Here is a 26,388-nt window from a genome sequence, read left to right on the forward strand (position 1 = left end):
TTAGCGAATTGCACCAAGCTGTACTTTTACGGTGTCAATTCACGAACAAGAATGCGCTTCTCAGGCCAACGTGAGTTATCTGTAATCAACGTCAATAACTGAGAAGGAGTAATACCAATTGATGTTAAAGTAGCTCAATTACCTAATACAATCGGTATAAACGGAGTAGGCAGTATCACTGAAAGCAAAACAGATAAGCATAGAAAACAGGCCTAGTTGTTTACTCACAAGCACGAATTTGCGCTAAGTTGGGTTTATCAATTTACTCATTAACCTAAGCTAAGCTCAGTTAAGTCAACTTGAGGTCGCGCCTTCAATGATAACCGCTGTTTAAACGATCGGTGGACGATGTGCTTGCTCTACAAAAGCGCGCACTTTGGTATCTGATTGAGGATAAATTTCGCTATTTGGTCGCATTTCAAAGGGGATAAAAGATTTTAAAATCACTAAATTCAAATGCGTCCCACTGCAATGGCCACAGTGGTGGCAATCTTTTGTATGATGTCCGCTGGAGTCTGCTTGCGCATCTTCAGCATGGTCGTGAGTATGTTGGAGGTGAGACACTTCGATTTGATGGAAGCTAGATTCAGACGCAAATACACTCACGGATTGCACCGCAAGTAGAAGCGTCACAAAAATCAGGATTAGCTTATTCAAATCAACATTTCTCTTTAACACAAAAGCTCGTTGCCAATTTATCACCTGCACGTACCCTGTCAATAGTCGCACTAAGCTTTAAGTCTTATTTTTTACTGGCGTTACTGATCCCACTCAAAATGAAATAACAATAATTTGTATTGTCAGGCCAAAACACCAACTTAAATGCGAATTATAATCAATATATAACACACTGTTTTATAAAGATTTTTCATTGACACGTCACACAAATCCGTTAGACTAGCCGCATATTCACAGTTTGAGGTAACAGCATGCAAGGTAAACAAAAAGTCATCGACGCATTCAATAAGCTATTAGCCAATGAGCTTGCAGCTATTGATCAGTATTTCATCCATTCACGTATGTACGAAGATTGGGGTTTGAGCAAACTATACCAGCGCCTTGAGCACGAACGTGAAGAAGAAACAACACATGCAGATTGGTTGATTAAGCGCATTCTTTTTTTGGAAGGCGTACCTAACATGACGAAACGTCGTGATCTACTCATCGGCCAAGATGTTAAGTCTATGATGGAAAACGACTTAAAACTAGAGCTTGAAGTCGTCGAATGCGTCAAAGAAGCAATCAAAATCTGTGAAGAAGAGCAAGATTACCAATCTCGAGAAACACTTGAGAAGCTGTTGTTTGATACAGAAGAAGATCATGTTTACTGGTTAGAGCAGCAAATTCGACTGATAGATCTTATCGGCGCTCCAAATTATATCCAATCTCAGCTTTAATAAGGACTCTACATATGAAAGGTGATAGAGAAGTAATCGTAGCGCTTAATAAAGTTTTGGCCAATGAGTTGGTAGGTATCAACCAATACTTTTTGCACGCACGTATGTTTAAGGACTTCGGTTTTAGCCAGTTAGACAAAGCGGATTATAAAGTCTCAATCCAAAAAATGAAAAATGCTGATCGTCTTATCGAACGAATTTTGTTCTTGGAAGGCCTTCCTAATTTACAAGATTTAGGTCGTTTAAAGATTGGTGAAAACAGTGCTGAGATGATTGACTGCAACATGGCATTTGAGCAAGCGTCTTTGGTCGACCTGCAAGCAGCAATTAAATTGTGTGAAGAAAAGCAAGATTACATTAGTCGTGAAGCGTTAGATAAAATCCAAAACGAGCAAGAAGAGCAAATTGACTGGCTTGAAACTCAACAGCATCTAATTAAGGTGATGGGGATAGAAAACTACTTACAGTCGCAACTGTAAGTATTTAATCGAGGTTGCGTGATGATGTATTGTTACGCAACCTGCTCAGTGACATCAACAATCGCAATCAGCTTTTCATTTAAAATTTTCTTCGCACAGTTACAACACTTTCCACACTGCTTACCAACAGATAATGTCTGACTAAGATCACGCATTGAACGAGCACCATTATCTATCGTCTCTGCAATCTTTTTATCTGTAACACCATGACAAATGCATACGTACATAAATGATAACCAATCTCAAACTCATTAACTGCAAATAAGTTTAATCTAAACGATAACAATTATCAACACATACCATAGCTATAAATGCGAATTATTTTTCTTTGTAAGCTGCTGCAGCAACTTAGTTATTCACACTTCGTAAAGCGTCGTGCTCGAGCCAACGTTTATTTTTATAAAATTAAGAAAAACCCAATAAAACTGCTACGCTTAAAGTAACTTGATAAGCGTTACTTTACACGTCAGAGTGAGGGTGTTCTTGCATCCAAGTAGATTGTTTTATTTGCTACAAATGACAAACCTTAAACATGTATAAATTGTTAAATAAATCGCATAAAAACCAAGGTTTAAGTTGATTTCAATCTAGTATTTCCGCTAGACTGCGCGTCACCGCTAACAGTTTTATTAGCGCGGATCAGCTTAGTTTGATTTGGTAACATGTTGTTAAAGGACTAAATGAGATTGGATAGATAAAGGTCTTTTAATGAAGCAAGCGCTATTGTGTTTTTTTATATTATTTTCTTTGAGTTGCATAGTCGCGCCTAGCCAAGCCCATAACTTTGGACAATATACTTCTCGTTTCTCTGTGGAGGAAGGGTTAAGCCAGTCTGCAATCACCGCGATAACACAAGATAAACATGGCTTCATTTGGATAGGTACTCTTCAAGGGTTAAACCGCTATGATGGCAACCAACTCGTTAGTATCGCGGCTTCAAAAGGTCTTGATGAGCAAGAAATAGTTGGGCTATTCAATATTTCGAATGATGAGCTTTTGATCTCTACAGGTGTCGGTGGCGCATTTTTACTTAATGTTGACGACTACACAATTCAACAAATCTACGACGGTAAACGCCAAGACAGCAACGCAGTTTCAAAACCCATCGCCACAGCAATTGGTCATCGAGAAAATATCATCTTCTCCATTGAAAGTGACCTCTACACATTGGACACCAATACGTTAAAGTCAGAATTACTTACTCACTTTAAACCAAGTAGTCATATTCGCGCTATAAATGTCATCGGTAACTTTGTCATTATTGGTACCACAGAAGGCCTGTTCACTTACTCTCTTGCAACCGGTAGTGTAGAGCAAATAAGTTACACAGATTCAAAATCAGAACTCAGTCATGATGTTAAACTACTCAAACGCGACCCATCGTTGGGACTGCTTGTTGGAACTGTAGAAGGCTTATTTGTCATTCCAGTCAGTAACCAAGCATTGGTTGCTTCAAAAAGCTATGAGCTTGTTCCTGAGAAAAATATTTGGGGACACCAAATTACGCCCTATGGCGAGTTTATTGCTACTGAGCATGGATTGTTTCTTATTGATAGAAGAGAAAAAACTAGCTCAAAAGTCCTTTCCTTAACCGAGGGACAGTATCGCCTCACCAACCCCAGTATCACTAAGCTTTATGCAGATAGAAACAACAACCTATGGATGGGGACATATAACGATGGCGCATATTTATGGCCTTCCAGCTCGCTGCGTTTTACCACATTCATCAGTACTCAAGACAGGTTTGCCAATAACAATATCTGGTTCATTCATCCTACCAGCAAAAACACGGTGCTCCTTGGTACGGATAACGGCATTAACGAGTTTGATTTAAACACCCGCCAATTGAAATCTAGCTACCTGCAAAATAGAGATTCAAAAGCACTGTACGGAGCTGATGCTGTATTCTCTATTTTTGATTCTTCACATTTCGACGAAGATACCTTTTTAATCCAAACAACTCAAGAGACTGCGCTATTTAATATATACACTAAACAGTTAAGCCCAATTAAGCTTGAAAGTGGTGACAAACTTGAGCCATATAGTTGGGGTATCGCTAAGTACTCAGAGAGTAAGTTTCCATTTATCAATAGCAATGGATTTTACGAATATGATGCAGTCACCAATACTGTACGCGCATTAAAGGGATTATCAAAACAGCTAGCAGCGGCAAAAAGCTTTTTGCTCCTGCCGCCTTTAGATGCAACCGATGATGAATATTGGATAAGTACGGACATCAGTTTGGTCAAATACGATGAGTCAACAGATACCCTAACAACGATTTACAACAAATCAGATAAGCACTTGGTCTCAGCCGTTAATAGTTGGGTAGTAGATAGAGCTGGAACGCTATGGTTGGCAACCTCAACCGAAGGTCTTGTCGGGATCAATAAAGATACTTACATCGAAGAATACAGGCTAACGACTGAACAAGGTTTGATGAGTAATGCTGTATACAACCTCCTGTTAGATAGAGATGGGATGATTTGGGCCAGCAGTCAACGCGGCATGTTTAAATTTGACCCAATAGATAAAGTATTGGAAACTTTCGGAACGAATCAAGGCCTGCCGACTCTTGAGTTTAACGGCGGCGCTGCAGCAGCACTTGAATCTGGCAAGCTGATGTTCGGTACGGTCAACGGCTCTATCACTTTCGATCCGGAGCAGTTTTCAGACAGCGCTGTTAAGCGCCGTCCACTTCTGATCACTCAAATGGATATTTTAAGCAGAGATCAAACCTACTTAGCGCCTGACGCAATTTTGCAAGCACTTGATTTTAAGTTTGACGACATGGGCATAGAGCTGCAGTTTTCTGACTTTGACTTCAATGCCGACCACCACATTCAATACCAAGCTTCTTTACATGGCCCAAGTGCACTTACGTTTTCAAACTTAAAACGCAATAAAGTATTTCTAAATCAATTACTCCCTGGTGATTATCAGTTAATCATTGCACCGCGTTCACTTAACAGTGAAGACCTTAGCAACGCACTTAACTTGCGCTTTAACGTGGCTCATTCACCATGGCGCTCACCTTTTGCATTAATCTTATACAGTCTAAGTGCATTCGCGCTGATATTGCTTATCGTTATTAAGCACAAACAAAAACAACGTCAGCTTGAAACAGCACTTAGAGCTGTTACGCATGCAGGAAGACAGACAAAGCTGGCGTTGAAATCAACCAAAAGCGGTGTTTGGTCGGCGGATCTCACTGCACGTCAGATCACACAACAGCGGGCTGAAGCGCTTGGCTTTGAGAGTGATACCATGACGCTGCAAGAGCACTATAACGCCATTCACCCGGATGATAGAGAACTTGTCGAACGTGCTTGGAAGAAATTTATCTCTAACCCAACAAAAGAGCAGCTTTCTCTATCTTACCGACTGCGCTGCGCTGACAATAATTGGCACTGGTTTCACGACTTTGGTCAAGTTGCAGAATTTGACTCACAAGGTAAAGCCACTGAACTACACGGTATTTATACCAATGTAACCACGCAAAAAGCGAACCAGATGCGCGCCAATATGCTGGGTGAGGCCTTCAGCCAAGTAAACGATTGGATTTTGATTTTAGACCCTAACTTACAGCCCATCTCAGTTAATAGTAGCTTCTGTAGAGCGTTTCAGCTGCAGGAAAACGAGGCATTAAACGACTTAACGACTGAGCGTTTTGTTAATGCCATTGGACAAAAGAAGTTCCACAGTTTAATTGCAAGTTTAAAATCTCTTGGACCGAATCAATATCTAAGACAGGAAGTTCAAGTTACAGACGGCTGGGATAAAGTGCACCCAGTTCAACTTAGTATTAGCGCGATTTCCAAGGACAACGTGAACCTACAATACTTCGTGGTCGTTGTCACCGATCTGACAGAACAGAAAAAAGCCGAGAATGAACTTAGATATCTCGCCAATTTCGACGCTTTGACGGAGCTACCAAATCGCAGCTTGATGCTACAGCATATTGAATTTGCACTGTTTAATGCAAACAACACACAGCAAAGCTGCGCCCTCCTCTTTATAGATTTAGATAAATTTAAACCAATCAATGATGCCTACGGACACCATATCGGCGATAAGTTACTGGTCGCGATAACCAAACGAATCAAAGAGCAAATTAACAATAACTGTATTTTAGCAAGACAGAGCGGCGATGAGTTTCTCGTGCTAATTAAGTCCTTCCCTAGCATCGAATATGTGAGTGAAGTAGTTACCCGCTTAGTGAAGCACATACCCGAACGTATCGAAATTGATGGCATCACCATGAGTGTATCGGCCAGTATTGGCGTTGCGGTTTATCCATTCGATGCACCGGACTCAGAATCCTTGATCCGTAACGCTGATATCGCCATGATCCATGCAAAGCAGTCAGGAAGAAATGCTTTCAAGTTCTTTACTGAGTCAATGAATGAAGAGATCAGTAAAAAGCTTCGGTTAGAGACCGCAATGAAAACGGCGGTAAAAGACGGTGAGTTTTTCAATCACTATCAGCCTATCATCAATACCACTACAGGCCAGCTTGCAGGCGTCGAATTACTTATGCGCTGGCGCAATAATGATATGTTGGTTCCTCCATGCGATTTCATTCCAATCGCAGAAGAAAGTGGTTTGATTGAAACCTTGACTGAGCAAGCGCTTATCAGAGCCTTAATAGAATTGCGCCCATTGTTTACACAAGAACCCGACTTTTATTTATCTCTTAATTTAAGTGCAGTTCATATTTTACGCTCAGACATTGCACATCAATTTACTGAAATTTTAAAAGCGCATGGTCTTACTAATCGGTGTTTAAGACTTGAAATCACAGAGTCAATCTTTATGTCTGATATGGTTAAAGCGCGGGCCACTATCAACGAAATGAAGCGGGCAGACTTTATATTACTACTCGACGACTTCGGTACTGGCTTTTCGTCACTTACGTACCTGAATGAGTTCCCTCTTGATATCATAAAAATTGATCAAGGGTTTGTACGTAACATGAGCGCAAAACCCGCGAATAAATCTATCATTAGAACCATTTATTTACTGGCACAGAGCCTAAATATGAAGTGTATTGCAGAAGGTGTCGAGACAGAATCTCAGCTTAACTACTTAAGAGACGTAGGCTGTGAATATATGCAAGGCTATCACTTCGCAAAGCCTATGGCGATTGACGATTTACTGGCATTTTACGAACAGCATGAACGCTCACGAGCTTGATCTCTGGCTTAATGCTTTAATCCTGCGGGCCAACCTGTGATGCGTTAGCCCTTATCTAGCGTTACACTATCAGGCAGTTCTGAGCGCCGCCACTCACTAAGTTTTTGATAGAGTTCGTTAATATCAATGGGTTTTGCAATAAAATCATCCATGCCAGCCTGGATACATTTTTGTTTATCTTCCTCATAAGCGTTGGCTGTTATCGCAATAATATGTGGATTGCCGTAAATATTTGGCTCATTTCTTATTGCTTTGGTACAAGCAAAACCATCCATATTCGGCATTTGGCAATCCATTAAAACCAAGGCATAGTTCTTCGCCTTCATCGCTACTAAGGCTTCGACTCCGTCGTCCACTTTATCTAACAAGCAATGCGTTTTCTCGAGCAACTTGCCAACAACCACTTGGTTAATTTTATTATCCTCTACCAATAGAATATCAAGGCCGTTGAAATCAGGAGGTCCAACTTCTTGTTGCTCCCTCTTAACTCCTTGCCCTTTTGAGGCCGGGATATCTACATAGAATTGACTACCAAGCCCAAGTTCACTTTGAACCTTTATTTCACCGTGCATCGCTTCAACTAGTTTTTTAGAAATAGCTAAGCCAAGTCCGGTGCCACCAAACTTTCTTGTGGTTGAAAGATCCGCCTGTGTAAACTCATGAAATAAAGTTTCCTGTTGCGCTTTTGAAATGCCAATTCCAGTGTCAGCAACGGTAAACTTTAATATTCCGCTTTCATAATGGACGGAGAATGTGATCTGTCCTTTGTTGGTAAACTTTCCAGCATTGCTGAGTAAATTATTTACCACTTGCGATACGCGTAGTTCGTCTAACTCAAGATATGTAGGTAGTTCAATACCCTTTTCGTACTTAAACTCAACGCCATATCTGACATTGGAAATTTTAAAGATGCTGACCAAACTATCTAGCATTTCTTGCAAGTTAACAACTCGACGCTCTATTTTCAAAGCCCCCGCCTCAATTTTAGAATAATCCAAAATATCATTGAGGATAAGCATTAGATTCTTTGCAGACTGCCGTATAATTGTTATTTGATCTGCCATCTCATTATTAAGGCTTTGCTCTCTGATCAAGCTATCCGACATACCGATAATTCCATTTAACGGCGTTCTAATTTCATGGCTCATGTTTGCGAGGAATCGACTCTTAGAATGGTTGGCGGCGTTAGCAGCTTCTACCGCTTTGGTTAACTCTTCCGTTTTCTCAGCAACTTGCTGCTCTAACTCACGATTGAAGTCGGTAAGTTTGCGGTTAAGCCTTTCGTTTTCTAAGCTGGCTTGATTTTGTTTTGTAAAACTCAGTGTTAGCTTAAACGCCAACTGATTGAACTGTTGCTGCAACTCAATTATTTCTAAAAAGCTGCTATCTGCATTGGCCGAATTTTCGATTAAAGTTGAAGGTTCGTAAGCACGAATATCTTGACTGAGCGCCACAATTGGACGCACCAACAACCGAGTGAGCTGACGGACAAAAATAGAGCTTAATATAATAATCGCAAGCGCAAGTCCCAATGCATCTGACCAAGCTTCAGCAGCAACTAAGTTAAGATATTTACGGTCAAGCATAGTGATAACTGACCATCCATATTGTTTAGATATCGCAGCCTGTTTAAATAAGATTTGCTCGGTAGAATCTTCAAATGTTGAGGATTTTTTATCAAATAAGGCTTGTAACACCACATCACTTGGCATATCCAGGGTTTTAAATTCGGCCTTTAACGAGCTAAAGACAACCCTTTTGTGCTTATCCAGCACAATCAAATTAGCATCTTCAGCAAGAATTTTTGGAATAAAGCGCTCAAATGACCCAAATATTAAAGACCCTTCCACAATCCCCTTAAATTCTTCAGCGATGAAGATTGGTGCTGAAATTGCTACGATAGGCGCTTCATCAAAACCACGCCCTTGAAATATGCCCGACACAAATCCTTCAGGGTGTTCAGGTGCTTTAATAAAATAGTCTCTATCTGACACATTGGCGTTTGTTCCCCTCATCGACTCAGCAAAATGCTGCGGATAAAGGTGGGTCACATTAGCCTGCTCATCAGCAACAATCGCCGTTCTAAAATTAGCATGTGTCTTTAGTAAGCGCTCAATGACATAATCAGCATTGATTCCTAGAGACACATCAGAGGCGGATATCACCATCGCGCGACGGTATGCATCAAGGTAGTCATCAATTTGAGCGACAATAGAACCAGAGGCTTCTTCGAGCTGTGTTTTTATCTCAGTTTCAATTCTTTTATAGTAATTGTTTGTCAATACAACGGTTGTCATCAATACAACCAAAACGATAACAAGGTTAACGGTAGAATTTAGAATTTGATTGAGCGGCATCCCTTGCCACTTACTGCGAGTAAAGAAAAAGCTCAGCAAGTCGACCACGGCGAGACAAATACCAGCGTTGATTAGGTACTTAGCCAGTGCCGTGAATATAACGAGTAACGGCAGTTCGAGGGCAAAATAGCCAAAAATAAATAATGCAGGTAAACCCAACAAAACCCAATAAACGATACCCCGAACAAAAAATGGCTTGGCGAAACGGACGCAAACAAAATGAAGCCACAACACTTCGAAGAAAAAAACCACAGAAGGCCAAGCATGCTCCCATCGATACCAAATAAAGCAGGCACCAATAATCACAGCAATAATGGCATAGCGCCATCCGCATAGTAACAGAACAAATAGCACAAACAGCTGGCCAAAGAGGAACTCAGAACTATCCAAAAACCAAATTGGCAACAGATTGGCCAGCCCGCCTAGTACACCTAAGACTAAAGTTATGATGAGCGCTTGCTTTTGATTCAAATGTTACACCACCGGTTTGTGATACTGCCTATGTATAACAATAAAAAATATTTTAAAACCTGCCAAGGTAATGTAACAAATAACTAAAAAATATATCACACATTAAGAGGCCTGTTTATCTTAATGATGAGGGCAGTCATGACTCTCTATTTGTAGTACACTACTCAGTACATTAAAGGAATGTTTCAACGCTTCTTCCACTTCAACACGACACGCTGAATCATGAGATTCGATAGTGCAGTGATGTTTTAATACCACATGTGCACCAACGACAACCGCTCCATCAATTTTGCTAACCGTAATATTATGGGCGCTTTCAACATGCTCAGTAGACACAATCGCTCTCTCAACTTCTTGAACCGTAGGCAAAACTTCTGGAGGTGTAGCGAGCCCTTTAAGACAAGCAATTATCACCTTAATACCTGTAAACAAGACAAAGACGGAAATCAGCATGCTCGAGAGAATATCAACCACCTCCCAGCCTGTAAGGTGTATGATCACACCTGCGATAAATGTCGATATGGTGGACAGTAAATCAAAAAATGAGTGCAAGAAAACAGCATAGACGTTAATACTGTCTTTACGGCCTTTGTACAACACCCAAGCAGAAGCCCCGTGAAACAAAAACCCAATTGCAGCAATTATAGACATTAAATAACTGTTCACCTCTAGCTCATGACCGCCCACATGATGAGACAACCGCTCACTCCCTTCGAGTAAAATAATTACTGCAATTGAAAGGTAGAGGATGCCATTGATAAGCCCGCCAGTATATTCAGCACGCTTGTAACCGTCGTTATATGTTTTAGCAAGATAAACTGCCACACTTGACGCTATCAATGCGATAAATAAGGAACTATTGTGAACAAACAAGTGTCCAGCATCAGCTAACACAGCGAGAGAATTAGCGTAATAAGCACCAATAACTTGAATGATCATAAAAGAGCAGGTGATTGCAAGCGCAATCAGTAGTCTTTTGCGAGAAGCTTGATGCGTCGTGATATCTGTCATGAAATGAGTCGTGTACCTAATTTAATATAAGACGCTACGTACAACCACAACATAAGATGGAGCCATTTCACTAAATGCACCTCACCTTATCTTTTATGCCGTTTAGGAAAAAGCCGTGATTCAAAAACACAGAAATAGATTTAGAAACATACGTAGTTATCGTTTAAACATTGCCCTAAATGGCAATGATATACAGTCTCAATTGTAACGCTTCCACGAGCTAAATGCACTAACATTTGCGGCTGTAACGGCGGACTTTATGGAAAATTTTAGCGCTTATCGCTTTTTCTTACGGCAAAATACAATCAAACTTTCTCCAATCGAGTCACTACGTCGTTTGCAATTTGTTTGAGAATTTCACAATCAGCTTCGCTCAGCTCTCGGGGCTCTACGTCTATAACACATACGGTTCCAATGCGAAAACCACTAGACAATATGATAGGAGCACCAGCATAAAATCGAATATATGGGGCGTTTAATACCAAAGGATTATCCATAAAACGAGGATCTTTTAGCGTATCAGAAACTACGAATACCATATCTTCTAATATCGCATGGCCACAAAATGAAATATCACGAGGCGTTTGCTCAACATCCAGTCCAAAGCGAGACTTAAACCATTGCCTGTCTTTGTCAACAAGACTAACTAGTGCAATAGGGACATCAAATACATGGGCAGTAAATCGGGTGATTCTGTCTAATTCTTCTGTCGTAACAGTATCCAGTACCGCCAGTTCCTTAAGGGCGTGTAGCCGGGCATATTCGTTATCGGGTAGCTCTGGGGATTTCATAATGTACTTAATTAGACACAGTTTATATTTCTACTATAGTTTGCTTTATGAGATAAAGCAGGTGGCAGATGTGAGCAAATATCTAAAATTAATCACCTTGACCATTTTTTCCCTAATCTGTTTGAGCGGTTTTTACCTCGAAATTAACGAATTCAACAAAAGCCGAATTGTTCATAAAAGCCTAACTCATTATTACAACAACCTTTCTGCACTTGATAAGGCGATTGAAGTAATATTCAGTCTTCAGCGTGAGAGAGGAATGTCGACAGGGTTCATGCCTGAAGACGAGCATAACACGCGGCTACAGGTATATTACCAAGAGACGGACACAAGTATACACAGGCTAGCTGCAGAAAAATTTACTAGCATCCAAAACTTTGAACAGTTCCAACTAACTTTAAAAGAGGATGTACAAGCACTTAGAAAGCTCAGTCGACAAGTTGATTTCGACCATGAGCAGCTGTTCCTACGTTACACTATTTTGATCAATTACCTGACAGATACTGTACGTACTATACAAACTGAACAAACCTACATTGATACTTTTAGTAATAACAAAAACAATGCTCAGTTTCAAAAGGTTCACTCGCTTATCAGAGCGATTGAGTTAGGTGGTAGATTTAGAGCTAAGATTAGCCGGTACTTAACAGCGGATGAAGAAAATATCCAGTTAAGTGCCATGAGAAGCGCACTACACTACTATGCTACCCACATTACCCTTTTAGAAAGCCTGAAAGATAATCATAATACAGAGCAGCTCTACAATGTCGCTACAGCCTCTGACGAGTTTAGTGTTATGGCAGCAACCCTACACCTGTTTAATCAAGGACTGGAAAATAACCTCTCGCATTATACGTGGTGGGATAGTAGTACCACTTATCTTACTCTCCTCACCGATGGCAGCTTAAATTTATTGTCCTATATGAAAAGTTCGGCTTCTGAACGCATGCAAAAGTCGCAACAAAAAGCACAGGCTTCACTTATTACATCTTTCGCTATCGCTGTTATTTACCTCATTCTCATCAGCCTATTAATTAAAGCGTTTACCGAATTAAAAGTATATAGAACTGCACCACTCAGAGCACGAACCGCTCAGCTCATCGTCATTTTTTCCTCGGTACTTGCGGTATTGTTTGTCGAGCATTCAGCTAGTCAAAAGCATCTATTATATTTATCTCAAGTGCAGACATTGAGGCAACTTAACAATCAACCTTTGGAACGAATAAATCACCTAAAGACCTTGTGGTATAGTCCAATGATTGAAGAACTCAAACAAGCGAGTATCAATCCCAACATTGCTGAGCATGCTCAATTGCAAACTTTAGCCCTCAACGATCTTAATGACACTCAGTACTTAAAAAAAAGCCAGATAACCTCATTCTACTCACAAAACCAAGATAACCTGCTGCGTGGTGGCATTGTCACAAAAGTGATAACAGGGAAGAATAGTCATAGGATACTGATTATGACGGGACTCGGGCTTTCCAACTCTGGGCTTACTGACACGCTGTATTGGTATGAAACGCAACTTGACGTGTTACTTGGCAACTTAGAGTTAAACCTTAATACTCGCCTTGAAAATGCGTCTGGCTACTACACACTGCAGGAATTACCAACTATAGAAATAGATGGCAACCTCCCGCAATCAGCTCCACTGCTATTTAATAGCAATAAGTCAACCGGTTTTTTGAGCGCAAAAGTTTGGGATCAAGAGCTTCAATTAGGCACTTATGCTTATTCACATGAAGCTTTCAATAAAGACCTACTCTACACGATAGAAATAAAATTTATTTGGCAAGTGCTAGCCCTAGTTGCATTTTGTTTGTTTGGTTTAATAATTAGTTATCGCGCTCAACAAAAAGCAAGAAAAGAAAAACAGGCCGCAAAAGATGCAATTCAAAAACGCCAAACACTCCTCAATGCTTCTGAAAAGCTTGCCGTAATTGGCAGCTTTGAAATGCCTATGGGGCAATACTTTGCGCATGCTTCTGAGGGCTTTAAAGCATTGTTTAGTTTACACAATGATGATTACTACGACTTAAAGCCAATCGTAAAGTCACTCGATAGAGTTAATAGAAAGAAGTTACACTCAAACCTACGTTCCTTAACTCATGAACAGTCCCGTGAGTTTCAATTAACATTAAGTGATGAATCTTCGACTCGGTATCTAACTGTTATTCTTAATTTAAAGTATTATTCCAGTGAAAATACACATTTTATTGTTGGAGTTGTAAAAGACATCACCAATCAAGTTAATGAAAGTAATCGTCAAAAAAGAATACAGAAAGAGCTTGTTTCCGCACGCAAGGAAGCGCTAGAAAAAATGCACGAGGCCGAGGCGGAAAGAACCTCTGCACAACAGCTACTGAAGATCCAAAAGTCTACTGAGAAGCTACTTCAAGAAGCCATTGATTCGTTTCCTGCCTTTATCTTGTTAATTGATGAAAAACAGCAAATTACTATGCTAAATCAGTTTAATGAGCACCTTAAAAGCACTTCTAATATTGAATATCAGTTTATGGGAAACACTATCAACAAAGGTACAGACATCGTCCAGTTCTTTGCGCAACTGCCGTTAGTCGATAGCAAAGGCCTGCTAGACATGCTTGAGCAATCGAAACACCAAACGTCTTACCAAGCACAAACAACCTGTCAATACCATATTAAAAACGAAGTGTATTGGTTCAACGTATTAGTAAAAAACATTAATACAGAATCAGGGAAGTACACGCTTATCTATCAAAATGATATTACTAAGAGCATAAACTTCTCAGATGAGTTAGAGCAAGCTCGCAGAAAAGCAGAACAAGCTAGCAAAGCAAAATCACGTTTCCTAGCCACAATGAGTCATGAGATAAGAACGCCGATGAATGGCGTAGTGGGCATGCTGGATATTCTCGCTCAATCGGATCTTAACCATGAGCAGTCTCACCTTACTAAAGTCGCGAAAAGCTCAGCACTGGTGTTACTCAGAATAATTAACGATATTTTGGACTTTTCAAAAATTGAAGCGGGTAAAATGGAGCTTGAATCAACACCATTCAACTGGCAAGAGATTATCAGCGAAATCGCTGAATTACTTGCATATCAAGCAGATTCAAAAAAAATCAAACTTGCTTTTTACCTTTCGCCACAATTGCCCATTTGGCAATTAGGAGACCCGGTCAGGTTACGGCAAATTTTATTAAATTTGGTCGGTAACGCACTAAAATTCACCAAAACTTCCGCCACCGCCGTGGGGGTTGTAGAGGTTACAATTGGCCGCTCTGTCGATAACAACTTGATGGAAATTAGTGTTAAAGACAATGGTAAAGGCATGTCTGAAGAACAAGTAAACAACCTCTTCAAGCCCTTTGTCCAAGCAGATAGCAGTATTCAGCGACAATACGGAGGCACGGGTCTTGGACTTTCCATTACTCACAAGCTCGTAAACATGATGGAGGGAGAAATTGAATGTAGAAGCCTAGAGGATTTCGGCAGCAACTTTATTGTCACATTGCCATACCATGAAGTCCCAAAGCAAATTAGCGACTTAGTGCTAACGTTAGATAGGCTTAAAATTGCCGTAGTGGGAGACGAGGACAAGTTTGAAAAGGACCTGCAAAGTCAGCTGAGAATATACGAAGCACAGTGCGAAATATTCCCTCGAGAACTTTTTAATGCCCAGCTGATTGATAGCCAACAATTCGATTATCTCATCATTACTGCCGAAGCTTTTCAACGTCTGACAACCGAAGGAAAAGAAGTGTTTATTGCTGAAAGCAGTTGCAGGTATGTTTTACTGGATAATAATCAGGATAAACTGCCGTCCAATAACAACACCCGAGTGTCAAATTTAGCGCTATATCCTTACTATGCCTATAAAGTTGTCTCACACATAGCCTCGCTAGAAGGGCTAATCGAATGTGACTCAGATAACGAAAATAGAGAAAACTTAAAATCCATAACCGTACCAAGTATTAATGAAGCACAAGCACTGAATAAGCTTATCTTAGTCGTTGAGGACAATGTTTATAATCAGGATTTATTCAAAAGGCAGCTTGCACTGCTCGGCTATCAATGCATTATCGCTGACAATGGTAAAGTTGCCTTACAGCTGCTCGAACAGTATCACTTTTCACTCATTATTTCAGATTGCCATATGCCTGTAATGGATGGTTATGAATTCACAAAACAGCGTCGCGAGCATGAACGCGAAGGTAATCTAGAGCACATCCCTATCATTGCGGCAACAGCTAATGCGTTAGACGGTGAGAAAGATATTTGCTTTAACGCTGGGATGGACGATTACATTTCAAAGCCCATTGTCTTACAGAAATTAAACAAAAAGCTAAAAAAATGGTTTTCGTTCAACATTTCAACAAGCAGCCAAGAAGCGAATAATGCTCCCTCACTGGTGGAAGAGCTCGATGCGCCAACCAAACATATCAACTTAGCGATACTCAGTGAATATGTAGGTACAGATAGAGAGTTACAGAGTATTTTCTTAAGAAGCTTTGTTGACGACACGAAAAAACTTTTGCGAGCGGCAAACATAGAACATCCTGACAGTATCGAGAGTATCGCACATCAAGGAAAAACCTCCGCCAAGGCAGTAGGCGCAACACGACTTTCTGAAAAGATGGCTGAATTGGAACGAGCCGCAAGCGACGGAAGCTTTAACAAAGTCGAAGGCTTGTTAAATCAGTGTCTAACACTCTTTGATAGTGCACAAGCTGAAATCGCTTCTATACTTAATGTAGAAGATCTAACTTGATCGTGTGCTACATAACTCAGGCTTAGTATGTATGATAGATAATAAGCACCTTATTATTGCAATTGATGACAGTGAGCTTATCCTCACTCAATTACAGCTGTTGGTTGCCAATCAAACACCGTGTCTTTTTAAAGGTTTTATCAGTGGAGCATCTGCATTAGAAAGTCAAGAGCTCCATCAGGCTTCTCTTATTTTACTCGATATCAACATGCCACAAATGGATGGCGTTGAGATATTAAGAAAATTTGCCGAACTAAACATTCAAGCACCTATCGCATTGCTAAGCGGCGAAAAAGACCTATTTATTAGAAATACCGCTGCCCTGGCTGAATTGCATGGCCTCAATATTATATCCAGTTTAGAAAAGCCACTTTCTGTAGCTAAGCTAAGAGAGCTTTATAGTCAACTTCAGTCCAGAGGTACCCCCGCAAGATCCCAACATGCGTTACAAAACTATAGTAAAGATGAGATCTATGAGGGGTTATTACGAGAAGAGTTTTGTGCTTATTTTCAACCTAAAGTCGCAAGTCCATCCGGTGCAATCATTGGTGCTGAAGTGCTCGCAAGATGGCATCATAGTACCGATGGCACAGTCCCCCCTTCACAGTTTATCGCAACAATGGAAGAACATAATCTTATTCACTTACTTTCATATAGTTTGTTAAAACAGACTTTGTCGTTGCTTAGCTATAATCGAGACCTTCTTAGAGCGCTTCAATTCAGTATTAATTTGAGCGTAAAAGAACTCGAAGACATAAAACTCCCAGAAAAGCTCGAGTCCATTTGTGAAGAATATTGCACCCCTACCTCTCAAATTACTTTAGAGTTAACCGAAAGCCATTTACTGGAAAACATCAAGCGTGCGCTTGACGTGTTACTGCGCCTGAAGCTTAAAGGCTTTAAACTCTCGATAGATGACTTTGGTACGGGTTACTCCTCAATAAAACAACTTAGCGAGCTACCTTTTGATGAGCTCAAAATAGATAGGTGCTTTGTTGATGGCTGCTCAACACAACCCAATAAGCGTGTCATTATTGCCAGTACCTGTGAAATGGCGCATCAACTTGGGCTAGAGGTCGTCGCAGAGGGTGTCGAAGAGGTTGAGGACCTAGTCGTTATACAGAGTTACGAAGTGGAATCGGTCCAAGGCTATTATTATTACCCCCCTTGTACGCCATCGGAGTTTTTGCAAACTGTGTCAGAATCCGCATTGCAAAAGTCTCATTCTAGTAAATAATTAAAATTAATAGGCTTTGTTGTACTCTCATAGTCAGAGGGAATTTATGCATAAAAAAGACGTTGAACACGCACAACGACATCCAAAAGTGATTATTATTTGCGACGATCCCGCTGAAATGACTGGTGTTGTTGATATAGTCGCTTCTCAAGTCAGCGAATATCGCACACTAACAAGTCATAAAGAAGTAGCTGAAGTGCTAACCGAGTCACCACCTGACGTCATTGTTATTGCTCGAAGAACGGTAGCAAAAAGTGTCGAAATCTATAGTTTGCTCGCTAAGCATGGCTTACTTAACTATGCTCATGAAAATATTTTACTGTGTGAAAATAAAGAATCAGGCGTGGCCTTTCGGTGTTGTATGAAAGGTATTTTTACCGATTACTTTGTCTACAAACCTATGTATGAGAACTACCGATTTCGGATGATCCTACATAACGCCCTAGTTCGCACAGAGGGCTCATCTGAGGTCACAAAAATCCGAGAAGAGCATTTTGGCCGCATTGATGATAAATTAAAGCAGCTGATTGATGATGCAGCCTTATACCATCAAAAAGCGGATGAGACGCTACAGACGGTAAGACGAAATCTAGATAATGAAAAAGGGATCAACAAAGTTCAAGATGACTTGCTAAATGAATTGAAACAAAAACACTTATCGCCACTATTAGACGAGCTAGAACACCAGCTAGCAGATAGTGTTCATGAATTAACAAAAAGACTAAAAGACAAACAGTTTTCTATCGCAGAACTTACGGCATTGCTGAGCGAAAAAGACAACTCAAGATGCGCGCAGTTGGCTCAGAATGTATTGCCAGTTGGTGAAACTGGCGAAGTCAACATTAGTGAACCAAAGGCGCTTGAAACCAAGCAAGAAGAAATAAAAATAATGGTGGTGGAAGACAATGAAATCTATCGTGAAATGATAGCGAAAATTTTACGTGATGAGGGATATAAAGTAGACTGTGAAACCAGTGGGTTGGGCGCTATAAAAACATTGAGAAAGCATAAATTTACCATGGTATTTATGGATTTATTTATGCCCGAGCTAGATGGTTACAACACAACCAAAAATATTCGCAATATTCCACATTGCAGAAAACTTCCCATTATTGCGCTAACCAGCAATAAGAACAAAGATATAATCAGAAAGTGGGCGTCTTTGGGACTCACAGGGTACATCACCAAACCGTCAACCAAATCATCTATTCTAAAAGCTGTGGAAAAAGCACTTACGGAAAACCGCTAAGTTGCGTAAAGTACAAATCAGCAAACATTATCAAATCGGGTTCTGCCATGATAAGCCATATCAGCTCTAACGTTAGTTACGAAGTTGTAATTGGCCGCATAAACCAACAATGAAGTGAACCATGACTAGAAAAGCAACGACCTTAAGCCATTACATTACTCGCTTAAATATTGTTATTGATTATATCTATAACAATATTGATCGCGAACTTGATGTGATCACGCTTGCTGATCAATGCCATATGTCGACCTATCACTTTCACCGCGTTTATCGCTCAATCGCTGGGGAAACCATCAATGCAACCGTGAGAAGAATGCGACTACATGTTGCCGCAGGTATGTTAATTCGCACCCAAGACTCCATTGCAAAGGTGGCTGAGCAAGCAGGTTACGCAAGTATTGAAGCATTTAGCCGAGCGTTTTCCCAACGATACAAGCAACCACCTAGTCTGTTCCGTCAACGTGAACAGACCAAGTTAAAGGACTATGCAGCCGAATTTTATATTATTAAGGCAGATGAGGATTCGAATATGTTTAATGTAGAAATTAGCAGTAATGAAGAAATGACGTTGATCGGACTTGAGCATCATGGTGATTACATGCAAATTGGCCAGGCATTTGAAAAGTTAAACTTACTGGCGCAACAACAAGGTTTATTAGATGCAGAAACGCGTTTCTTTGGTGTGTATTTTGACGACCCAAAAACGGTCGAAGAAAGTAAACTGAAATCAATGGCGACAATTTTAGTGCCAAAGACAACAGCAACCCTCCCCGAGGGGTTTTGTGAATTCACCATTCCACAAGGCAAAACAGCGAACCTACTCTACCAAGGAGACTATGCCTCTTTAGAAACGCCGTACGAATATCTGTTTGGACAATGGCTACCCAACAGTGAGTTTGAGCCTACTGATGTACCTGTCATCGAAGAGTACTTAAATGATGTCAGGGAGACACCACCACACGAGCTTCTCACTCGTATCACTTGTTACATTCAATAACTGATTTTTATCCCGTTAAGGGGTTAACTAATCTAAACGTGACTAAGCATCGACTGCTTAGAAAGAAAAGGAGGGACTTCCCTCCTTTTCTTTTCGAACCGATTAGAACCTATAGTTAAAGCTCAACTTAGCGTTACGCTCATTACCCGGCATACCACCTAGGAACAATGCTTTACTGTAATAACGCTCATCAGTTAAATTTTCTAGGTTTAGCTGAATGTCGAACTGCTCGGCATCGAACTTAATTGCTGCGTCCCAGCGGGTATAACCATCAATCGTCGCTGTTGGAAGACCGAAAGACACAGAGTTAATTGTTCTTTCACTCTCATAGTTAATGCCAAGACTATACTCTAATGCACCACCAAACCATTCCATAGGTTGAGTATACTTCACCCACGTGCTGGCAAACTTTTTTGGTACCCCTTTCATTTGGCCTGAGCGCTCATTTGAACGGATCTCAACAGCATCTTGATAGGTTGCATTCATGTTCACACTGATTTGGTCGTTCAATGCTAAATTTAAATCTAGCTCTACACCTTTTGACTCATCTTCATCATCAAAGAAATAGTGTGGAACACTCACATTGTAGTCTTCTCCAGGCTGATCATTGTACTCAGGGTTTTTATACATGAGATTTGTACGTTTTGTTTCAAACCACACTAATGACCCTAATAAGTCTTCGTCAAAGGCAGTAAAACGCACACCAATATCTAACGTTTCAGATTCCGAGTCAGGTCGATTTTTACGGTTTGCATTAGCTTCATTTTCTAGGCTACCCAGTACACTGTATGCTGTACGACCTTTTGCTATGTTTACAAAAGCAGACAGCTGAGGAGTCACTTGGTAATTCAAACCAAGATTATACGTCATACCCGCATCATCTGTATCAAGCTCTTCACTTTCTTCAGGTGAGCGTTCTGTTCCTAAATGCTGATATTTTTGTTCCAAACTAGTATATGCAAGACCAGCACGAGCAGTTAATGCGTCAGTGATATACACCACCTCTTGTGCACTAATACCATACGCCGTAAGCGTTTTATCGTAGTTACTACGTAGAGAGGGATTATAATCCTCGAAATCACCCGTTGGCCAATTTGGGTTGCGAATATCTAAAATGTAAGGCACTGAACCATTGCCATCGGCATCATAGGCAGACCAACTCTTTAAGCGCATATCACGATTTTCATAGTTAACACTGACTAAGTGCTCTCCGCTCAAAGAGCCCATATCCCAAGTTAGCTGCAAATCAGCAAAGTACTGCCAGGTTTTTTCGCTGGCAACTTGGCGGCGATATTCTTGCCGACGAGCCGCATAAGGATACAACACATCATCAATCACAAGCGGGGCTCTTGGGTTTGCATTGATCACACCATTGCGCTCCCAATAAACATAATTGTACGCACCCGTTTGGCGTACAAAATCTGAATCGTAACTACGCCATAATATCTGCTGTGTTAGCTTTGAGTTGCGATTTAGATACCAATCGTGACGAAGCTTTATCCGTAACTCTTCACCCTCATTAGGGCGAGATAGAGGAGAAATAAGATTTCCATCGCCAAGATTGAAAGGCTTTAGGCCATCGCCGATACGGATTGACTCAGCAAGTTGCGCGCGCTGTTCATCATTCAATTGAACACCTAACCATTTACCTTTCTCGGCATCATATTGTTGGTCATTTGGCAAGCGATCAGCCGTAACAAGTCCAGGTTGCCCCGTAATACTATCCCAGTTAATAATCCGCACCGGATCGCCAATTGAATCAACCTGTTGTGAGTCATCGATATAAGCTGTTGAAAATAGTATAGAATGTTCACTGCTTTGTTCAAAGCGCAAACTTGCATAGATTTCGTCTCTATTTGATTCTAGATCTCGATAGCCGTCGCTGCGCTCATGGTTTGCAACAACACGGTAGGCAAGCTTATCAGTAATTGCATCTGTAAAATCAACGCCCAAGCCATAAGTATTCCATGCGCCCACTTTACCGTTAATTGCAAGCGCTTGTTCAAATTGAGGCTTTTTCTCAACTAGGTTAACTACCCCACCCGCTGCACCAATGCCATAAAGGCCTGTAGCAGGACCTTTTAACACTTCAATACTCTCGATGTTGGTTAAGGAGCGTGTTGGGTTAAAGCTGTTCCCTAAATCAGCACCACCATACATACCATCGTAAGTATAGTTCACACCTAAACCACGGACCATGAGTGAATCACCAATGCCGTAGTTATTACCAGCCTGAGACAAACCACTTACGTTGCGTAATGCTTCTTGCAAAGTCGCTGCGCTTTGCGAATCTAGTAGCTCTTTGTCAACAACAACAACCGCCGCAGGCGTTTGCATAAGATCCATATTAGACTTGGTTGCAGTACCAGATTGCAGAATAATGTTATTATGTTTGCCATAAACACTGATTTTTTCTATGTCTTCAGAAGCGAAAGCGGTTGCGCTAGCACCTAGTAAAGCTAACTTAACCGCAATACAAGAAGCGGAAAGAACAGAAGAGCGAGAGTATTGCATTTTTAACTCCAAACTACACAATTGGATAGTGGTGAAATAAGCCAAATACCTATTTCAGAAAATAATTTATCACTGAGGTGGCGAAGTTTAGCAAAACAATAGTAATGATAACAACTATCATTTACATTTTAAATTTGTAATGTTTTTTGCAATACACGTAAAAATGATAATAGAGTGTAACGGATGGGTATTTTCATTTAGCAAGAATAATCTAACTTCGTTATCTCCTTGCTTCGCGGCTTACACAATTTTGTAAACCGCATTAGATTAAAACAATTCGAGCAGCGTTGGATATAACTCGTAACAGGTAAAGCTCACTTCAAGCCCGATTAAGACTAAAAGAAAACTGACCAGATGCCCTACTTTTACTTTTGAACAAACATAAGCGCCTAACGGAGCACCAACGACTACAATCGGTATTGCCGCTAACAAATAGCCATTTATTTCACTGGTGATCGTATTGAGGTGCCACGCATTGATGCTACTTCCAATTAATGAGGTAAATGTCATCACCACAACAGAGGTCGCAGTCGCCTTTTTCACATCGGCATTATAAGCAATCACTAATAAAGCAAAGAGTGCAATATCTGCACCCGACCCTACTAATCCACTCGCTATACCTCCGATTAATGCTACAACCATAAAGCGTAGCATTTTAGGTTGGATAAACTCACTGCTAGGTTGATGATGTGCCTTACGCCACCATCTCAAAATCAGCGTTAGCGCAAAGCAGAGCAACAAAAAACTGAAAATAGACTTAACTAAGAGCCTTGGTGCTAGAGGTGCGATATACAATAGGCTGAGCGTTACACCAAGTGCAGCCATTGGTAACGCCATTAAAATAACGTTTTTATATACTGGAATACGGCGACAGAAAATAGTAATGGTCGCCGCTGTCATACCAAAGCTTTGTATCGCGAGAGAAAATACCTTAGCAGTAGCGGGGTCTATGTCTAATAATTTAGTCATCACAGGAAACGCAACGGCGCCACCACCTAATGCCGTTCCACCTGCTACAAACGAACCCAGCGCCATGGTAAGCGCAATATGGGATTCACTGATAATTTGGCCAAGCGCCTGATAAAAGCCTTGTACCCAGATCAACGTAGCGTACACACCCAATGTAAAAAATAACGGCCACATTGTCGGTTTTGTTATTCGTTGCAACATCATTCATCCATTACTCTAAGAGCCTTTCCTTACCATTACGGTTACCGTGCTCACCTTGCCTTTGAGCGAACGCAATTAAACATGATGAATACATTTTTTTCAAATTAATTTTACATTAAACATCACTCTATCTAGTCTGCAAGAAACACATCCTCAATAGTTGAAACGCACGCCTATCTCCCTTATTATAACTATAAATAATTACTTATTACTTTTTGTTATATCGGTAATTTGCTTATACCTAAAGGCTCAGTCATGACAGTAGAAACGGTGTTACCTCAAATATATTTAGATGCTAATGCAACAACCCCTGTATTAGAGCAAGCAGCAGACGCTGCATTGGTTACCATGAAAACCATGTTTGGCAACCCCAGCAGCAGCCATATTACTGGACTTCAAGCGAAGCAACTGATGGAGCACACTCGCCAACAAGCACGTGCTGTTTTAGGTTCCGGTCATGGTAGAGTGATCTTTACCAGTGGTGCAACCGAAGGCATCCAGACCGGCATACTATCAGCCCTTTGTGAAGCAAAAAAGAAGATACAGCCAAACAAAAAATATACGCTACTTTACGGGGCTACTGAACACAAAGCGGTGCCTGAATCACTCAAACATTGGAATCAAATTTTAGAAATTAATGCCGATGTCAAAGCCATCCCGGTTGATGGTGCAGGTAATCTGGATTTAGCGTTTATCGCCAATGAAGTGCCTAATGCGCTAATGATTTGCACTATGGCTGTTAATAATGAAACCGGTGTATATCAAGACTTGAACAAACTAGAAGAAGTAATAAGAAAGCATAATCCAGATATTTTTTGGATGGTTGACTGTGTGCAGGCGCTGGGCAAACGTAGCTTAAACCTGGCGAGAACAACAATTGACTACGCACCTTTTAGCGGCCATAAGCTCTATGCACCAAAAGGCATCGGTTTTGTTTATATTCGAGAAACTGCGCCGTTTACGCCATTTATTGCAGGCGGCGGTCAAGAGAGCGGTTTACGCTCAGGAACAGAAAACTTGCCAGGCCTTGCCGCACTGAATGTGATTTTTGACGAACTGCTAAAAGAAAATGACAGCCAATTTGCAAGCGTAGATAAACTACACGATTTTCGAAATCAGCTGGCGCAAACGCTCAAAGATGCGTTCCCAACAATTGTCTTTAATAATCAATTTCATAATAGCGTTCCAACTACACTAAACTTTGCAATTCCTGGATTTAGCTCAAAAGAAATCATGGATTTGTTCGACGCAGCAAACATCCGCGTAAGCTCGGGCTCTGCGTGCAGTTCAAAGGTAACGCGCAGTTTTGTACTAGATGCCATGGGGCTCCCTGCATGGCAAAGCGAATCAGCTATTCGACTGTCTTTTGGCCCTGCTACAACCCAAACTGAAATAGACGCGGCATGTGAGCGCATTCTCCATTGTGCTCAGGCTCTCGGTCATAGCTGTCTCATGCAAGCGGCGAATGGCGTTAACAATAAAGAAGCACTTGACGGTCTAGTACAATTTAAAGTGGGTGGTGCATGCTGTTGGTTGTTTGCTGATAAACAGTCAAAAACGGCGATTATTATCGATCCACTTCCTGAGCTGGTAGAACGTCTTAATACGATATTGGAATGCCAACAGCTAACACTGCTCGCCGCACTTGATACTCATGGGCACGCCGATCACGAATCGAGTCGAACCGCACTGAATTTACCAAAACAAGCATGCGACCATTTAGGCTGGCCTACTCAAGCTACACACATTGAATTTAAAGGCCAGTCATTTGAAGCGCTGGCTATTGGTCACTACCATCTTGCAAAACTAGCCACCCCGGGGCATACAGAAGATAGCGTCACCTTTATGCTATTAGAGCAACAGCAAGGTGAGTACACCATCAGATACGTTTTTTGTGGTGATCTAATCCTGATGGGGGCGCTAGGTAGAACTAACTTCTCCACCAGCTCATCAGAAGCGATGCTGCGCAGTATTCAGTTACTTGCCCAACTTATCGAAACCGATACTTTGTTATGTCCAAGCCACGACTACAACAATGAGTTTGCAACCACCCTAGCAGCAGAGTGTAATCGTAATTTGCTATTAAATAGTGTACTTCAACATGACATTACTGTTGATATATTTGTCGAGAAAAAGGCACAAATAGACAAAAACATTGTTGATGAGGCTGGCAGCGAGATCATGTGTGGCGCAACGGTTTGCAATAAAAACCAATTTGAACTGCACGAGTACACCACACAAGAGCTTAATGCTCACATCGCTAACAACGAAGGTGTACTGTTAATTGATATACGTGAACCGCATGAATATGCCCTCAACCACGACAGAGCATTTGATCAAAATGTGCCCCTCACCCGCCTTACAGACTTTATTTGCAAGCATAGCCAAGACAAGTCGAAAGAGTTGGTGCTGGTATGTCGTAGCGGCAGTCGTTCACAAGTAGCCGCACAAGCGCTGGCAAGACTTGGCTTTAATAATATCGGACATTTAAAAGGAGGATATGCACTCATCCCTTCAGCATAACCTGCCCTATTTCCTTTCTAAAGCCTCTACAGCGCTTGCTATGGGGCTTTTTTGATCTCGCTTTTCATCACTACCGTATGAATACTAAAAATGACGAATACCAATTAGCTTAATCAAGAGATCTATTTTGAGGCGAGAAAATCTTGTCGATAACCAAGCGAAAATTTTGCTATTTAACCTGAGGTTTGGATAAGGAATGTTCCAACTCATTGTTGCTAAAGCACAACTTAGCTTTTTCCT

Annotated in this window: 15 protein-coding genes; 8 read left to right on the forward strand and 7 right to left on the reverse strand. The window is 40.9% G+C overall.

The features are described from left to right. Positions 1-330: 330 nt before the first annotated feature. Positions 331-657: a DUF2946 family protein gene (locus CWC03_RS08875; RefSeq protein WP_138581521.1), complete on the reverse strand. Its 327-nt coding sequence runs from the start codon at positions 655-657 to the stop codon at positions 331-333. A 272-nt stretch (positions 658-929) separates the two neighbouring features. On the opposite strand from CWC03_RS08875, the gene bfr (CWC03_RS08880) reads away from it, so the two are divergent. Both bfr (CWC03_RS08880) and bfr (CWC03_RS08885) read left to right on the forward strand, forming a co-directional pair. After that, the gene (bfr, locus tag CWC03_RS08880; protein WP_010607507.1) at positions 930-1,397 is read left to right on the forward strand and encodes a bacterioferritin; all 468 of its coding nucleotides are present in this window, start codon (positions 930-932) and stop codon (positions 1,395-1,397) included. A gap of 14 nt (positions 1,398-1,411) precedes the next feature. Then, positions 1,412-1,876: a bacterioferritin gene (gene bfr, locus CWC03_RS08885; RefSeq protein ID WP_010375235.1), complete on the forward strand. Its 465-nt coding sequence runs from the start codon at positions 1,412-1,414 to the stop codon at positions 1,874-1,876. 32 nt (positions 1,877-1,908) lie between these two features. On the opposite strand, the gene CWC03_RS08890 is transcribed toward bfr (CWC03_RS08885), so the two are convergent. Next, the gene (locus CWC03_RS08890; RefSeq protein ID WP_138581523.1) at positions 1,909-2,103 is read right to left on the reverse strand and encodes a (2Fe-2S)-binding protein; all 195 of its coding nucleotides are present in this window, start codon (positions 2,101-2,103) and stop codon (positions 1,909-1,911) included. 481 nt (positions 2,104-2,584) lie between these two features. Between CWC03_RS08890 and CWC03_RS08895 the strand changes: the two genes are divergently transcribed. Next, positions 2,585-7,072, forward strand: coding sequence for an EAL domain-containing protein (locus tag CWC03_RS08895; RefSeq protein WP_138581525.1), 4,488 nt, complete (start codon positions 2,585-2,587; stop codon positions 7,070-7,072). Between the two features lie 44 nt (positions 7,073-7,116). Here the strand turns inward: CWC03_RS08895 and CWC03_RS08900 are convergent, their stop codons facing one another. From CWC03_RS08900 to CWC03_RS08910, 3 genes are all read right to left on the reverse strand, one after another. Further along, positions 7,117-9,900, reverse strand: coding sequence for a hybrid sensor histidine kinase/response regulator (locus CWC03_RS08900; RefSeq protein WP_138581527.1), 2,784 nt, complete (start codon positions 9,898-9,900; stop codon positions 7,117-7,119). 120 nt (positions 9,901-10,020) lie between these two features. Continuing rightward, entirely contained in the window at positions 10,021-10,911 is an 891-nt protein-coding gene (locus CWC03_RS08905) for a cation diffusion facilitator family transporter (protein WP_138581529.1), read from the reverse strand. Between the two features lie 305 nt (positions 10,912-11,216). Further along, positions 11,217-11,702 carry a GAF domain-containing protein gene (locus tag CWC03_RS08910; RefSeq protein ID WP_138581531.1) on the reverse strand — a complete coding sequence of 162 codons (486 nt, stop codon included), beginning with the start codon at positions 11,700-11,702 and terminating at the stop codon, positions 11,217-11,219. A gap of 70 nt (positions 11,703-11,772) precedes the next feature. On the opposite strand from CWC03_RS08910, the gene CWC03_RS08915 reads away from it, so the two are divergent. The 4 genes from CWC03_RS08915 to CWC03_RS08930 all read left to right on the forward strand — a co-directional run bounded on the left by CWC03_RS08915 (position 11,773) and on the right by CWC03_RS08930 (position 19,941). Continuing rightward, entirely contained in the window at positions 11,773-16,458 is a 4,686-nt protein-coding gene (locus CWC03_RS08915; protein ID WP_138581533.1) for an ATP-binding protein, read from the forward strand. 31 nt (positions 16,459-16,489) lie between these two features. Then, positions 16,490-17,695 (forward strand): EAL domain-containing response regulator, encoded by a 1,206-nt coding sequence (locus tag CWC03_RS08920; RefSeq protein WP_138581535.1) that lies wholly within the window; start codon positions 16,490-16,492, stop codon positions 17,693-17,695. Positions 17,696-17,741: 46 nt separating this feature from the next. Then, positions 17,742-18,944, forward strand: a complete 1,203-nt coding sequence (locus CWC03_RS08925) for a response regulator (protein ID WP_138581537.1) — start codon at positions 17,742-17,744, stop codon at positions 18,942-18,944. A 121-nt stretch (positions 18,945-19,065) separates the two neighbouring features. After that, positions 19,066-19,941 (forward strand): AraC family transcriptional regulator, encoded by an 876-nt coding sequence (locus tag CWC03_RS08930; protein ID WP_138581539.1) that lies wholly within the window; start codon positions 19,066-19,068, stop codon positions 19,939-19,941. Positions 19,942-20,043: 102 nt separating this feature from the next. On the opposite strand, the gene CWC03_RS08935 is transcribed toward CWC03_RS08930, so the two are convergent. Both CWC03_RS08935 and CWC03_RS08940 read right to left on the reverse strand, forming a co-directional pair. Then, on the reverse strand, positions 20,044-22,455 hold the full coding sequence (locus CWC03_RS08935) for a TonB-dependent receptor (RefSeq protein ID WP_138581546.1): 2,412 nt from the start codon (positions 22,453-22,455) through the stop codon (positions 20,044-20,046). Positions 22,456-22,722: 267 nt separating this feature from the next. Then, positions 22,723-23,625 (reverse strand): sulfite exporter TauE/SafE family protein, encoded by a 903-nt coding sequence (locus tag CWC03_RS08940; protein ID WP_138581547.1) that lies wholly within the window; start codon positions 23,623-23,625, stop codon positions 22,723-22,725. 255 nt (positions 23,626-23,880) lie between these two features. Here CWC03_RS08940 and CWC03_RS08945 point away from each other — a divergent pair, with 255 nt between their 5' ends. Then, positions 23,881-26,148 carry an aminotransferase class V-fold PLP-dependent enzyme gene (locus tag CWC03_RS08945; RefSeq protein WP_138581549.1) on the forward strand — a complete coding sequence of 756 codons (2,268 nt, stop codon included), beginning with the start codon at positions 23,881-23,883 and terminating at the stop codon, positions 26,146-26,148. Positions 26,149-26,388 lie beyond the last annotated feature (240 nt).

It is taken from the genome of Pseudoalteromonas sp. S2755 (assembly GCF_005886535.1).
Taxonomy (GTDB): domain Bacteria; phylum Pseudomonadota; class Gammaproteobacteria; order Enterobacterales; family Alteromonadaceae; genus Pseudoalteromonas.

Excerpts from the sequence above, each read along its gene's own strand:
- CWC03_RS08935 (WP_138581546.1), bottom strand. The coding sequence starts at position 22,455 with ATGCAATACTCTCGCTCTTCTGTTCTTTCCGCTTCTTGTATTGCGGTT.
- CWC03_RS08930 (WP_138581539.1), top strand. The coding sequence starts at position 19,066 with ATGACTAGAAAAGCAACGACCTTAAGCCATTACATTACTCGCTTAAAT.
- bfr (WP_010607507.1), top strand. The coding sequence starts at position 930 with ATGCAAGGTAAACAAAAAGTCATCGACGCATTCAATAAGCTATTAGCC.
- CWC03_RS08945 (WP_138581549.1), top strand. The coding sequence starts at position 23,881 with ATGACAGTAGAAACGGTGTTACCTCAAATATATTTAGATGCTAATGCA.
- CWC03_RS08895 (WP_138581525.1), top strand. The coding sequence starts at position 2,585 with ATGAAGCAAGCGCTATTGTGTTTTTTTATATTATTTTCTTTGAGTTGC.
- CWC03_RS08905 (WP_138581529.1), bottom strand. The coding sequence starts at position 10,911 with ATGACAGATATCACGACGCATCAAGCTTCTCGCAAAAGACTACTGATT.
- bfr (WP_010375235.1), top strand. The coding sequence starts at position 1,412 with ATGAAAGGTGATAGAGAAGTAATCGTAGCGCTTAATAAAGTTTTGGCC.
- CWC03_RS08920 (WP_138581535.1), top strand. The coding sequence starts at position 16,490 with ATGATAGATAATAAGCACCTTATTATTGCAATTGATGACAGTGAGCTT.
- CWC03_RS08925 (WP_138581537.1), top strand. The coding sequence starts at position 17,742 with ATGCATAAAAAAGACGTTGAACACGCACAACGACATCCAAAAGTGATT.
- CWC03_RS08910 (WP_138581531.1), bottom strand. The coding sequence starts at position 11,702 with ATGAAATCCCCAGAGCTACCCGATAACGAATATGCCCGGCTACACGCC.
- CWC03_RS08940 (WP_138581547.1), bottom strand. The coding sequence starts at position 23,625 with ATGTTGCAACGAATAACAAAACCGACAATGTGGCCGTTATTTTTTACA.
- CWC03_RS08890 (WP_138581523.1), bottom strand. The coding sequence starts at position 2,103 with ATGTACGTATGCATTTGTCATGGTGTTACAGATAAAAAGATTGCAGAG.